Source organism: Pantoea sp. SORGH_AS_0659, assembly GCF_031453915.1.
Classification (GTDB): domain Bacteria; phylum Pseudomonadota; class Gammaproteobacteria; order Enterobacterales; family Enterobacteriaceae; genus Pantoea; species Pantoea leporis.
The window spans coordinates 2,102,541-2,114,984 of the sequence record NZ_JAVJAK010000001.1 but is presented as its reverse complement, the minus strand read 5'-3'; the positions used below and the strand labels follow the sequence as shown (position 1 = coordinate 2,114,984).

The 12,444-nt window shown below is 56.7% G+C and carries 11 protein-coding genes; 5 read left to right on the top strand and 6 right to left on the bottom strand.

What is annotated here, in order from left to right; translation table 11 throughout:
• Nucleotides 1–88: 88 nt before the first annotated feature.
• A complete protein-coding gene (locus Q3H59_RS09860; protein WP_277973643.1) occupies nucleotides 89–793 on the top strand; it encodes a GNAT family N-acetyltransferase in 705 nt (234 codons plus the stop codon).
• A gap of 48 nt (nucleotides 794–841) precedes the next feature.
• Nucleotides 842–1,501: an NAD(P)H-binding protein gene (locus tag Q3H59_RS09855; RefSeq protein ID WP_101764309.1), complete on the top strand. Its 660-nt coding sequence runs from the start codon at nucleotides 842–844 to the stop codon at nucleotides 1,499–1,501.
• Between the two features lie 5 nt (nucleotides 1,502–1,506).
• Here the strand turns inward: Q3H59_RS09855 and Q3H59_RS09850 are convergent, their stop codons facing one another.
• Genes Q3H59_RS09850 through Q3H59_RS09835 form a run of 4 tightly spaced genes read right to left on the bottom strand, consistent with a single transcriptional unit; the run spans nucleotide 1,507 to nucleotide 5,991 of the window.
• Nucleotides 1,507–2,820: an MFS transporter gene (locus tag Q3H59_RS09850; RefSeq protein WP_309834531.1), complete on the bottom strand. Its 1,314-nt coding sequence runs from the start codon at nucleotides 2,818–2,820 to the stop codon at nucleotides 1,507–1,509.
• A gap of 35 nt (nucleotides 2,821–2,855) precedes the next feature.
• Nucleotides 2,856–3,176 (bottom strand): YdbL family protein, encoded by a 321-nt coding sequence (locus Q3H59_RS09845; RefSeq protein WP_101764307.1) that lies wholly within the window; start codon nucleotides 3,174–3,176, stop codon nucleotides 2,856–2,858.
• Nucleotides 3,177–3,187: 11 nt separating this feature from the next.
• Nucleotides 3,188–3,376 carry a YnbE family lipoprotein gene (locus Q3H59_RS09840; RefSeq protein ID WP_008106429.1) on the bottom strand — a complete coding sequence of 63 codons (189 nt, stop codon included), beginning with the start codon at nucleotides 3,374–3,376 and terminating at the stop codon, nucleotides 3,188–3,190.
• Entirely contained in the window at nucleotides 3,373–5,991 is a 2,619-nt protein-coding gene (locus Q3H59_RS09835) for a YdbH family protein (protein WP_309834528.1), read from the bottom strand. The genes Q3H59_RS09840 and Q3H59_RS09835 overlap by 4 nt, the downstream gene beginning before the upstream one ends.
• Before the next feature lie 171 nt (nucleotides 5,992–6,162).
• Between Q3H59_RS09835 and Q3H59_RS09830 the strand changes: the two genes are divergently transcribed.
• Nucleotides 6,163–7,155, top strand: a complete 993-nt coding sequence (locus Q3H59_RS09830; protein WP_222182204.1) for a 2-hydroxyacid dehydrogenase — start codon at nucleotides 6,163–6,165, stop codon at nucleotides 7,153–7,155.
• A 16-nt stretch (nucleotides 7,156–7,171) separates the two neighbouring features.
• On the opposite strand, the gene Q3H59_RS09825 is transcribed toward Q3H59_RS09830, so the two are convergent.
• The gene (locus Q3H59_RS09825; protein WP_061718809.1) at nucleotides 7,172–7,444 is read right to left on the bottom strand and encodes a DUF333 domain-containing protein; all 273 of its coding nucleotides are present in this window, start codon (nucleotides 7,442–7,444) and stop codon (nucleotides 7,172–7,174) included.
• A gap of 189 nt (nucleotides 7,445–7,633) precedes the next feature.
• Between Q3H59_RS09825 and Q3H59_RS09820 the strand changes: the two genes are divergently transcribed.
• Both Q3H59_RS09820 and nifJ read left to right on the top strand, forming a co-directional pair.
• The gene (locus tag Q3H59_RS09820) at nucleotides 7,634–8,290 is read left to right on the top strand and encodes an MgtC/SapB family protein (protein WP_061718808.1); all 657 of its coding nucleotides are present in this window, start codon (nucleotides 7,634–7,636) and stop codon (nucleotides 8,288–8,290) included.
• A gap of 138 nt (nucleotides 8,291–8,428) precedes the next feature.
• Complete coding sequence (gene nifJ / locus Q3H59_RS09815; protein WP_309834526.1) at nucleotides 8,429–11,956, top strand: pyruvate:ferredoxin (flavodoxin) oxidoreductase; 3,528 nt, start codon at nucleotides 8,429–8,431, stop codon at nucleotides 11,954–11,956.
• Nucleotides 11,957–12,012: 56 nt separating this feature from the next.
• Here nifJ and Q3H59_RS09810 read toward each other — a convergent pair whose 3' ends face one another.
• Entirely contained in the window at nucleotides 12,013–12,213 is a 201-nt protein-coding gene (locus Q3H59_RS09810) for a DUF2767 family protein (RefSeq protein ID WP_008106442.1), read from the bottom strand.
• Between the last annotated feature and the right edge of the window lie 231 nt (nucleotides 12,214–12,444).

The window sequence follows — 12,444 nt, the reverse complement described above, 5'->3', positions numbered from 1 at the left end:
CATTTTTTTCGCATGATCAATGCCCGCCAGGCTTAACTGGCGGGCATTTTTTTTGCTGTTATTTTTCAGCACAGCGAAAGGAGATGAAGTGACACAACACAATCAATATGGTCAGCCTATCGGTTTTGCGCTACACGACTGGCAACCCGCAATCTTCCCGCCCGCTGCTATTCTCACTGGCCGCTTTTGCCATCTCACACCGCTTCAACTCAATCACGCGCCCGCCCTGTTTGCCGCCTTTTTGCTGGCACCCGACGATCGCGACTGGACCTGGCTTGGCGCATCGCAGCCGCAATCGTTAGCCGAGATGAACGATTGGATTGCTAACAAAATAGGTGACCGTGGATTGGTCAGTTATGCGGTGATCGATCAGGCTAATCAGCAAGCGGTTGGCGCGGTCTGTTTCGCCAATATCGACGTGCAGAACGGCGCGATTGAGATTGGCCATGTGACCTGGTCGCCGCTGATGCAGCGCAACGTATTGGGCTCTGAAGCGTTATATCTGCTGTTGCAGCAGGCCTTCGCGCTCGGTTATCGCCGCGTGGCTTGGCGTTGTGATTCCCTAAATCTGGCTTCCCGACGCGCCGCTGAACGTATCGGCTTTACCTTTGAAGGTCGTTTTCGTCAGGCCATGACGCGCAAACAGCGCAATCGCGATACCGATTGGTTATCGATCATTGATGGTGAATGGCCGCCGATTCAGCAGGCTTTAAGCCAATGGCTGGCGGTGGAGAATATGGATCAGCACGGACGCGAAAGGCAAAAGCTGCGCTGCTTTTTCTCCGCAGATTGACGTTGGCTATACTGACTCGCTGTTATCCACGCAATTTAAGAGGTACTCATGTCCAAGGTATTTATCATTGGCGGCGCAGGCAACATTGGCCGTCGTCTGGCATCACTGCTGGCCGCAAACGGGCACGTTGCGCGCCCGCTGTTTCGCAAAGCGGAACAGGAGCAGCCTTTGCGTGAACGGGGTGCGGAGCCGGTTAACGGCGATTTAACCGCGCTGGACGCAACATCGCTGGCCGCGCTGATGAAGGGCAGCGATGTGGTGGTCTTCACCGCCGGTGCCGGTGGCAAAGGCGGTGAAGAGATGACGAACGCCATTGATGGCAAAGGATTAACTACCGCAGTTGCTGCCGCGCAGCAGGCCGGCATCTCACGCTTTCTGCTGGTTTCGGCTTTCCCTGAAGCCGGCAGAAACAAAAACCTCTCCGCCAGCTTCGAAAACTACATGCGCGTGAAGAAAGCAGCAGATGTCGAGCTGGCGCAAAGCGATCTGGATTGGGTGATTTTACGCCCCGGCACGCTAACGGATGAGCAAGGCCAAGGCCGGGTGCGTGCTGGTTTGGCCATCCCGTATGGCGATATTCCTCGCGATGACGTGGCGGCGACGCTGGCTGAAATCATCGATCAACCGGCGGTCAGCCGGGTGATCATTGAGTTAACCGGCGGTGAAGTGCCGGTGCATGAAGCAGTTAAGCAACTGGCAACACGCTAGCGTCTTCAACCATCTGCTTCATCCAGCGAACGCAGATGGTCTTTTTTGTTTAGCGTCATCAGCGCCGGAATACTGATTGCAGCCGTGACCATGATGTACCAGGCGGGGATATCCAGATTCCCCGTTTGCTTAATCAGGGAGGTGATAATCAGTCCGGCACACCCCGAGAAAACTGCGTTAGAGAGTGAATAGGCCAGTCCCAGCCCGGTATAGCGGACGCGCGTGGGGAACATTTCAGCTAACATTGCCGGGCCCGGTCCTGCCAGCAATCCCACAATTCCACCCGCCACAAACACCACCAGCGCCTTGATCAACAGCGTTGAGGAATCGGCCTGCAACACTTTCAATAACGGTAATGCCAGCACCAGCAACAAACATGCCGCGATAACCATCACGCTGCGGCGTCCGATTTTATCGCTAAGCATGCCCGCTGGAATGATGGTGGCGGCAAAGCCAAGATTGGAGATCACCGCAATCAATAGCGCCTGGTTAAAGCCGGTGTGCAGCGAAGATTGCAGATAGGTTGGCATGATCACCAGATAGGTATAGCCCGCCGCTGACCACACCATCACGCGGCTGATTGCCAGCAAGATAATCCTGAGCGTCTCGCCAAAACTGGCGCTGACCGCCATTGGCTGATGCGCTTTTTGCGTTTGCTGCTGACGCACGAAGCTGGGCGTTTCTTCCATGCTATAGCGCAGCCACAGCGCCACCATCCCCATCGGCAAGGCGAGGAAGAAGGGAATGCGCCAGCCCCAACTGTGCATCTGATCCACACTCAACACCGCCGACAGCAACGCGACAATGCCAGCGCCCGCCAGCAGGCCCAACGCCACGGTGAATGATTGCCAGGCACCGTAACGTCCTCGCTGCCCTTTGGGGGCAAACTCTGTCATCAGTGACACCGCACCGCCGTATTCCCCCCCAGCAAACAAGCCCTGCAGAATACGCAGACCGGTAATGATCAGCGGCGCCGCCACACCAATGCTGGCATAGGTGGGAATAATGCCGATCGCGGTCGTCACCAGCGTCATCATGATCAAGACAAAAATCAGCGTCGGCTTGCGCCCAATACGATCGCCCATGCGGCCAAAAAATATTGCGCCCAGCGGACGGAAGAAAAAGGCGATGGCGAAGGAAGCGTAGGTCAAAATAATGCCGGTCAGCTCGGCTTCGCCTTGCAGGCGAAAGAAGTTCTGCGCGATCACCGTCGCGAGAAAGCCATAAACCGCAAACTCGTACCATTCAATGAAATTGCCCACTGAACCGGCGATTAAGGCGCGCTTCTGTGCATCCGTTGTCGTTTGCGGCATTGGCATTTTAAGCTCCCAAAAAGATTATCTGCGGATAAACCTTACTTACGCAGCCACTGCCCATTGATGCCGCGCACATACTCGCCGCTCCCTGCGCGGTTCACCAGCTTTTCGCCGGCGATGCGCGCCACTTCGCTGGCAGTCAGGTTATTTTGCTGCGCCACGCGCTGATATTGCTGCAGGCGGCCATCGTTAATGCGCTTGACCAGCGCCAGCGTTTCTTCGTCCTGCTGACGCGCCGCCACATAGCCGCTGAGCGTTTCGCCCACGCGCCCCTGTTGACGCGCCTCATCCAGCGTGAGCGCCCAGGCAGACGGCATCAGCAGCAGCGCCGCAAGCAGCGCGATCCCCTTGCGTTTCATCATGCTTCTCCTCAAAACAGTCCGCTCTGATTCTTCAGCAGCGCTTCCACATCTTTATCCACCTTGATGTGAATCTCATGCTCAATTTTGACGTTCATATTGATGGTGATGGGCTCTTTCGGCGCCGCAACTTCAATGCGCGGCACGCAGCCAATCAGCGGCAGCCAGGCTGCCAGCACCAGTAATGCCCTGAGGCTCATGGTTGGGGATCCTTCTTCGAGGGTAAGGTGGCATTTTGCTCCACCCAGGATTGCAAATTATCGCCAAAGCGCAGGCTGCGCCACAGCTGGAACAAATTTTCCTGATGCCGGTAGTTCAGATTAACGGTCTGTCGGCGGTTACTGAACTGGCTAACGCCTTTCACTTCAGATTGCATGATTAGATTGCCGAAGTTATCCAGATCGATAGTGGCCCATGAACGCGAGATTTCCATGTAGCGCAGCCAATCCAGCGCCGCTCCGGCCGCAAAGTTATTGCTGACAATCGCGTCCGCCATATCTTTATCCAGCCGGAAGGTGAGCGGACCGCTGTTGGCGATCCAGCCCTTTTCAACCAGCCATTGCGGATTATTCACCCATAGCGGCAATTCGCCATTGACCTTGCCAGACATGGCAAACTGCTTGGGTTTGATCGCGCTGACCAGCTTGCTGAGATTGATCTCCTTCAGCGAGACGCGCGCCGCTTGATGCTGTGGCATGCGCAGTTCGGGCATGCTGACGTGTCCGCCTAACAGATCGAGATTGACGTTGCTGAGCGTTAACGGCTGGCGCTCCTGCCATGGATAGTGACCTTGCAAATCGGCGGTGATGTTTTGCAGCGAGAACTGATTTTTTACTTCGGCGATACGCAGTGAAACCGGGCCGCGCCGTCCAAGCTGCCATTGATGATCCTTCAGCCGGAACGGCAGCGAGAAATCGATGCCGTTGATTTCACTGTCCGGCATCCACAGGCTGCCGTTTTTCACCGTCCAGTGACCGCCCGCTTCAAAGCCCTGCTCGCTGGCCGCCGAGAATGCCACCTGCGCGCGCAGTTCACCCGACTGGATACGCATTTTTAAATCGCTGCTGAGCAGCGGCTGGAACACCGTCAAAGATTGCGCCGGCCACCAGGCTTCGCCGCGCAGACGTTCGCCGTCCCAGCGGCCATGCACGCGTACCGGGCCAATATCCTCCGCCGTCAGCTGACCGCGCCAGATAAACTGGCTGGGATCGCTGCCTTTGGCTTCAAAATTAAGTTCTGATGGCGGCAGCCAGCCGCCGTAGCTGAACTGGGTTTGACCGGATTTGAGCGTGAAGCCACCGTTAAACGCCGGATGCGAGGGATCGCGCTGCCAGCGCACCGGCGCATTGAGCGTCAGGCGCGGTTTAGCCACTTGCACCATGCCGTACGCCAGCTGATCGAAACCGGTATTCAGCGTGTCGAGGCTGATCAAAGTGTCCTGCCAGCTGCCGGTGCCCTTCACGTCCCATTTGGCGGTGAGCGGCTCGATCAGGCCGTCCCCCCAATAACGCCAGTTCCACACGCCGCTGTCGGGCCAGAAATCGCTGGCGCGGCCATCGAGATGCAATCTGAAACGACCAAAGCTGGGATCGTGTGCCTTAAGTATTGCCTGCAGGCGACCATTAATTCCGCTCGACGCCACCGTCACGCCCGCCAGCGGCCAGCGCGCTTCATCCACTTCCAGCGTTGAGAGCAAGCGACCGCGCAAACGCAGCAGCGCGCCTTGTTTCAGGGTCAATTGCGGATCGGTCAGCATGCCGTGCAGTAAGCCCGGCATGCTGCCAAACAGCTGCAGATCGGCGAATTTGCTCTCGCCGGTCAACTGGAACGGCAAGGCGCTATCGACCATGCTCAGTTTGCCAGGGCCAACGCTTAATACCAGATTGCCTTTACCGCCGCGCCCTTGCGTCAGCAAATTAAATCGCCCGCTGACTAGCGTGTTTTCCAGTCCTTGCTGCCAGTTTTCCAGCGTTACTGCCACGCCACCCGATAGCGGCTGATCGGCCTGCGGCCAGCGCCATTGACCTTGCGTAATACGAATCTGCCGCTCATCGACCTGCCACGGCAGCTGCAGCAGCGGCTGATCGTCATCCTGCTGTGTCACCGTCAGGGTGCCTTGCTGTTGCTGCCAGTTGAGCGCCAGCGCCAGCGGCTGTGGCCACTGCACAATATTGAGGTCAGCGCTGAGTTCGCCCGCTACCGGCAAACCATCGGCAAAGGTTGGCAAGGTGACATCGCCATGCAGGTTGAGCGGTTTGGGCAGTAAAGGATGACTGAGCTGCAGCTGGGCAATCTGCAGCAGCTGGCCTTGCAACCGCGCATCCACACTCAGGTTGTCGCCCTGATAATGCAGCTGCTGCACATCGTTATTTAAGGTGAGATCGAAACGTCCGGCATATTGTTGCCACGGCAGAATGGTGATTTTTTGCAGGTGGACATCGGCGCCAGGCAACATCTTCTGCCAGTCGGCCAGGCTGCGCGGCGCATCGCTCGCTTCGCTATGCGGCAGCGATTGCAGGCAGTCGCTATTGAGTTGGACTTCTCCCGCGCTAAGTTGCCAGCGCTTTTGCTGCCAGCCGAGCGCCGCATCGCTGACGTTTGCCAGTACACAATCGCCCGCCAAATAGCGCACCGACGGGAAATGCAGCGCGCCTTGCTGCCAGCGCGGCGTGCCGTTAAGTTCCACTCGGGTGTTTTCAGGCAGCCAGATACCGGCCAGACGCGGCAACCATTGCGTGAGCGTCAGCAGCAATCCCAATAGCAGCAGTATTAGCGCCAGCAGCGCAGCAAGTGTTCGGCGAAGGCCACGCGTCATGGCAGTTAACGTTCCTGTTCTTTACACAATCCTGACGAGGAGCCAAATGATGGCATGTTACGTCCGGCAAATGAAGGTGTTAGCGACATAGTCTGGCTGAAGCACAGCAAAATGACGCGGAAAACGTTATCCTGTTGTGATACCGACGTTGCATTTTTCAGGAGCGAAACAATGAAAGTTGCGGTTTACAGCACCAAGCATTACGACCAAAAATACCTTGAACACGTCAACGACAGCTACGGATTTGAGCTGCAGTTTTTTGACTTCCTGCTGACACCGGCGACGGCGAAAAACGCTGCGGGCTGTGATGCGGTGTGTATTTTCGTCAACGATGATGCCAGCAAAGCCGTGCTGGAAGAGTTGGCGGCGCTGGGCGTGAAGCACATTGCGCTGCGCTGTGCCGGTTTCAATAACGTCGATCTGGCGGCGGCAAAAGCGCTGGGCTTAAACGTGGTGCGCGTCCCGGCATATTCGCCAGAAGCGGTGGCGGAACATGCGGTTGGCCTGATGATGACGCTAAATCGTCGCATTCACCGCGCCTATCAACGCACGCGCGACGCCAACTTCTCGCTCGATGGCTTAACCGGCTTCAACATGCATAACAAAACCGCGGGCGTGGTCGGAACCGGCAAGATTGGTATCGCGGCGATGCGTATCCTCAAGGGATTTGGCATGCGCCTGTTAGCGTTCGATCCCTATCCAAGCCAGGCGGCGCTGGAGCTGGGCGCGGAATATGTCGATCTCAAAACGCTGTTCGCTGAAGCCGATGTGATTACGCTGCACTGTCCGCTTACGCCGGAAAACCACCATCTGCTTAACGCGCAGGCGTTCAGCCAAATGAAAGATGGCGTGATGATCATCAACACCAGCCGTGGCGGTTTGATTGATTCACAAGCGGCAATTGATGCGCTTAAACAGCAGAAGATTGGTTCGCTGGGGATGGATGTGTATGAAAACGAGCGCGATCTGTTCTTTGAAGACAAATCGAATGACGTAATTCAGGATGATGTGTTCCGTCGTCTGTCGGCCTGTCACAACGTGCTGTTCACCGGCCATCAGGCTTTCCTCACCGCCGAAGCCTTGACGGCAATTTCAGAAACCACGCTCAGCAACTTACAACAGCTGGAACGCGGCGAAATCAGCCCGAATCAGGTCACCGCTTAACCCTTTTGCGCCTGCCTTAGCGGGCGCAGCTTCCACCCATCAGCGCCTGTTCGTCACAGCGACGACCATTCGCCAACTGGCACATACCGATGCGTGAACCGTCTAACTGACGCGAAAACGCCAGCGATCCCCCGGCATTACTGCAATTCACTTCAGCCATTGATGACATCACAACGCGCGGTTGTACGTGGGCGGCAGTAGCTTGTTGCGGCGGTTCGTTGTCACTGTTGCTGCTGCAGGCAGAAAGTAACAAGGTAGCGCCAGCCAGCAGGAAGAGAGCGGCTTTCATCGATGGGGCTCCGGGGATTGAGCGAAAAAGTCGCACCAGCATATGTCAGGTGCGCTGAGGGATCGATAGGCGACACAGCTTTTTACAAAATTTAATTTCATTGTTTGCAAGCAGAATTATCCTGTTTGAGATGTTTCCGCCCTTTTCACCCGGCGGATGATTTGTTTATCAATAACTAAGGAGAGAACGATGTTGACGGATATGCTTATCCGCATCGCGCTGGCTGGAATCCTCGGCGGACTGATTGGGCTAGAGCGGCAGCTGCGCGCCAAAGAGGCCGGTTTGCGCACCCATATCCTGGTCGGTATCGGCAGCGCGATGTTTATGCTGGTATCGAAATATGGCTTTGCCGATATGTTAGTCAGCGACCATGTAGCGCTCGATCCCAGCCGTATTGCGGCGCAGGTGGTGAGCGGCATGGGCTTCCTCGGCGCCGGTACCATCATTATTCAGAAGCAAGTGGTGAAAGGTCTTACTACCGCCGCCGGTTTATGGGTCACTGCGGCGATTGGTCTGGTGATCGGTAGCGGCATGTATGAAATCGGTATCTACGGCACCGTGCTGGCGCTGGTAGTGCTGGAGACGTTCCGTCGCATCAGTCACTGGCTGATTGGCCGTCACCATACGCTGCTGGTGCACCTCAAACCCAAAAGCGTGCCGCTGGTGCTGCTGGTGCTGCAACGCGAAAATGTGCGCTACGGTCACATCGCCGTAGTGAACCGTGATGAAGAGGTTGGTCTGTGCGAACTGAGCGTTGAGGTGACATTGTCACGACGTACACCAATGCATAACATCTATGACAAGGTGATGGAAATCAAAGGCGTTCAATCGCTGGAGATGATGTAAAAATCATCAATGTTAGATTGTGGTGCGCTGCCACCTCGCTAGCACACAGATGAAAAAGTCGCGTCATAGCCCTTTGCTAAACTGAACTGATAACCCCCGTAAAGTTTGCGGGTTTCTCAGCTTAGCAAAGGACGATTTATGATTACCGTCGACGGTAACGGTGCAGTGGCTTCAGTCGCTTTCCGCACCAGCGAAGTGATTGCCATTTATCCCATCACGCCCAGCTCAACCATGGCCGAGCTGGCGGATAGCTGGTCCGGCGAAGGCCGCCGTAATATCTGGGGCGATGTGCCGCGCGTGGTCGAGATGCAATCTGAAGGCGGCGCGATTGCCACGGTGCACGGCGCGCTGCAAACTGGCGCACTCTCAACCACGTTTACCTCTTCGCAGGGATTGCTGTTGATGATCCCGGCGCTCTACAAACTGGCGGGCCAGCTGACGCCGTTTGTGCTGCACGTCGCGGCGCGGACCGTGGCGACGCACGCGCTGTCGATATTTGGCGATCACTCCGATGTCATGGCAGTACGACAAACCGGCTGCGCGCAGCTCTGCGCCTCCAGCGTGCAGGAAGCGCAGGATTTTGCCGTGATTGCACAAATCGCCTCACTGAATAGCCGCATCCCATTTATCCACTTCTTCGATGGCTTCCGCACCTCGCACGAGATCAACAAGATCGTGCCGATCAGCGATGAAACCTTGCAGGCGCTGATGCCCGCCGAGGCAATTAACGTCCATCGCGCTCGTGCATTAACGCCGGATCGCCCAACGATTCGTGGCACATCCGCCAATCCTGATACCTATTTTCAGTCACGCGAAGCCACCAACCGCTGGTATGACGATTGCACCCAGCACGTTGAGGCTGCAATGACCGCGTTTGGCGAAAATACCGGCCGCCATTATCAGCCGTTTGAGTTTTATGGCCATCCGCAGGCCGAGCGTGTAATGGTGATGATGGGCTCCGGCTGCGGCACGGCTGAAGAGGCGATTGATGAGATGCTGCAGCGCGGCGAGAAAGTCGGGCTGGTGAAAGTGCGCCTCTATCGCCCGTTTTCGGCGGCGCATTTGCTGCAAAAGATCCCCGCTTCCGCCCAGCGGATTGCGGTGCTCGATCGCACCAAGGAGCCCGGCGCGCTCGGCGAACCGCTATTCCTGGATGTGATGACCGCGCTGGCTGAAGCTTACAGCCGTGGCGAGCGGGCGTCGCTGCCGAAGGTGATCGGCGGTCGCTATGGTTTGTCATCGAAAGAGTTCGCACCCGATGCGGTGCTGGCGGTTTTTAGTGCCTTGCTGCGCGAAACACCGCCAGCGCGTTTTACCGTCGGCATTTACGACGACGTCACCCATCTTTCGCTGCCGCTGGAAGCCAATATCGTGCCGAATCGCGCACGGCTTGAAGCGCTGTTTTATGGTTTAGGCAGCGACGGCAGCGTCAGCGCCAGTAAAAACAACCTGAAAATAATCGGTAACGCCACACCGTGGCAGGTGCAGGGCTATTTCGTCTACGACTCGAAGAAAGCCGGCGGCCTGACGGTTTCCCATCTGCGCGTCAGTGAATATCCGATTCAATCCGCCTATTTGATTCAGCAAGCCGACTTCATTGGCTGCCATCAGCTGCAGTTTATCGATAAGTATTCGATGCTCGATCAGCTTAAGCCGGGTGGGATTTTTCTGCTCAATACGCCCTACAGCGCTGAGGAGGTGTGGCCGCACCTGCCGCAGGAAGTGCAGAGCCAGCTCAACGATAAACAGGCGCGATTTTATGTGATCAACGCTGTGCGTATCGCGCGCGAATGCCAGTTGGGCGCACGCATCAACACCGTGATGCAGATGGCTTTTTTCCAGCTGACCCAGATTTTGCCAGGCGATAGCGCATTAACTGAACTGCAAAACGCCATTGCGCGCAGCTACAGCAGCAAAGGCGAAGAGCTGGTGCAGCGCAACTGGCAAGCGCTAGCGATGGCACAACAAGCGCTACAGAGGGTGCCGCTGCAACCGGTAGACGATCGCAGTCCGCATCGCCCGCCGGTGGTAGCCGATAGCGCACCCGATTTCGTCAAAACCGTCACCGCAGCGATGCTGGCCGGCCTTGGCGATAAACTGCCGGTTTCGGCGCTGCCGCCTGATGGAACCTGGCCAGTTGGCACCACGCAATGGGAAAAGCGCAATATCGCCGAAGCCGTGCCGATCTGGCAGCCCGATCTCTGTACGCAGTGCAACCATTGCGTCGCCGCCTGCCCGCACTCGGCGATTCGCGCCAAAGTGGTTGATCCTGCAGCACTGGACGATGCGCCACCTTCGCTCGCTTCACTCGATGTGAAATCGCGCGATATGCGCGGACAGAAATACGTGCTGCAGGTAGCGCCGGAAGATTGCACCGGCTGCAATCTTTGCGTGGAAGTGTGCCCGGCCAGCGATCGCCAGCATCCGGAAATCAAAGCCATCAACATGAAATCACGCCTGGAGCATGTTGAGACGGAAAAGGTCAATTACGCTGCCTTCCTTGCGCTGCCGGAGATCACCGCCGAGCAGCTGGAACGTATTGATATCCGCACCTCGCAGCTGATTACGCCGCTGTTTGAATATTCCGGTGCCTGCTCGGGCTGCGGGGAAACGCCCTATATCAAACTACTGACGCAGCTGTATGGCGATCGCTTGCTGATTGCCAATGCCACCGGCTGCTCCTCCATTTATGGCGGTAATCTGCCTTCCACGCCTTACACCACCAATGCTGAAGGTCGCGGTCCGGCGTGGGCGAATTCGCTGTTTGAAGATAATGCCGAATTTGGTCTGGGCTTCCGCTTGAGCGTCGACCAGCAGAAACAGCGCGCGCTCAGATTACTGGATCAATGCGCTGCGCAGCTACCGGCGGCATTGGTTGACGCATTAAAAGGTGACAGCGTCACCATTTCCCAACGACGCGAGCAGATTATACAGCTGCGCGCCCTGCTCGCGGCTTCACCGCAGCCTGAAGCCAAAGCCCTAAACGACACAGCGGATGCGCTAGTGGCGAAATCGGTCTGGCTGATTGGTGGCGATGGTTGGGCGTACGACATTGGCTACGGCGGCCTCGATCACGTGATGAGCCTGAGCGAAAACGTCAACGTGCTGGTGCTGGATACGCACTGTTACTCCAATACCGGCGGCCAGGCATCAAAAGCGACGCCGCTCGGCGCAGTGACCAAGTTTGGCGAACAGGGGAAACGCAAGGCGCGTAAGGATCTCGGCATGTCGACGCTGCTGTATGGGCATGTGTATGTGGCGCAGATTTCGCTGGGCGCCCAGCTCAATCAAACCGTGAAAGCGATTCAGGAAGCGGAAGCCTGGCCGGGACCCTCGCTGATCATCGCTTACAGCCCGTGTGAAGAGCATGGCTACGATCTGGCTCATAGCCACGAACAGATGCGCCTGCTGACCACCAGCGGTTTCTGGCCGCTTTATCGTTTTGATCCTCGACGCGCCGAGCAAGGTAAAGCCGCGCTGGCGCTGGATTCGCGTCCGCCGACCTCGGAACTCGAACAGGCATTGATGAACGAGCAGCGTTTCCGCCAGTTGCAAACTCAGCGGCCAGATGAAGCGTCGCAGCTGTGGCGTGATGCAACGGAAGCCGCCAGTCAGCGTTATCAGCGGCTGGCCGAGTTAGCCGGGAAAACCGAGAAAAGCGAGTAGATGAAAAAGCCCGGCGCGATGGCCGGGCGTTGCTTTGCTGGGTTAATGTTAATGGATTAACAAGGCTTGAGCTGAACGATGGCCATCTCTACCGCCCGATTCGGTGAGCCGGTAAGTTCACGATAGCGCAACTGTAGATTGCGCAACTCGCTGGCTAGCACCTCTTTTTCGGTTGCTGCGCCTCGCTGTGCCAGCTCCAGATAACATTGCCCCACCAGCCGACACGCCTCTTCAAAAACCATATCGTACGTTTGCATTTGCCGCTCCTCACCTAAAGAAAGTAAAAAAAGCACTTCGGCCATCCTGTCAGGCCCAGATGAGGTAAATATTTGCCCAGATCAATAAATAGCCAGATTGTTCTGACAAAGTGTGCGCCTTTGTCTCAAGCGCATTGAGTTATCATCAGAAAAGAGATCACTTCAGGCTAGCATTCGCGCCCGCAATCCGTACCATACGCAGTCATGTTTACAGGGTTTATTGCCGTTGAA

What these genes read in the sequence shown, in the direction of transcription:
- Q3H59_RS09855 (WP_101764309.1), top strand. Translation starts at nt 842, where the DNA reads ATGTCCAAGGTATTTATCATTGGCGGCGCAGGCAACATTGGCCGTCGT.
- Q3H59_RS09850 (WP_309834531.1), bottom strand. Translation starts at nt 2,820, where the DNA reads ATGCCAATGCCGCAAACGACAACGGATGCACAGAAGCGCGCCTTAATC.
- Q3H59_RS09845 (WP_101764307.1), bottom strand. Translation starts at nt 3,176, where the DNA reads ATGAAACGCAAGGGGATCGCGCTGCTTGCGGCGCTGCTGCTGATGCCG.
- Q3H59_RS09840 (WP_008106429.1), bottom strand. Translation starts at nt 3,376, where the DNA reads ATGAGCCTCAGGGCATTACTGGTGCTGGCAGCCTGGCTGCCGCTGATT.
- Q3H59_RS09835 (WP_309834528.1), bottom strand. Translation starts at nt 5,991, where the DNA reads ATGACGCGTGGCCTTCGCCGAACACTTGCTGCGCTGCTGGCGCTAATA.
- Q3H59_RS09830 (WP_222182204.1), top strand. Translation starts at nt 6,163, where the DNA reads ATGAAAGTTGCGGTTTACAGCACCAAGCATTACGACCAAAAATACCTT.
- Q3H59_RS09825 (WP_061718809.1), bottom strand. Translation starts at nt 7,444, where the DNA reads ATGAAAGCCGCTCTCTTCCTGCTGGCTGGCGCTACCTTGTTACTTTCT.
- Q3H59_RS09820 (WP_061718808.1), top strand. Translation starts at nt 7,634, where the DNA reads ATGTTGACGGATATGCTTATCCGCATCGCGCTGGCTGGAATCCTCGGC.
- nifJ (WP_309834526.1), top strand. Translation starts at nt 8,429, where the DNA reads ATGATTACCGTCGACGGTAACGGTGCAGTGGCTTCAGTCGCTTTCCGC.
- Q3H59_RS09810 (WP_008106442.1), bottom strand. Translation starts at nt 12,213, where the DNA reads ATGCAAACGTACGATATGGTTTTTGAAGAGGCGTGTCGGCTGGTGGGG.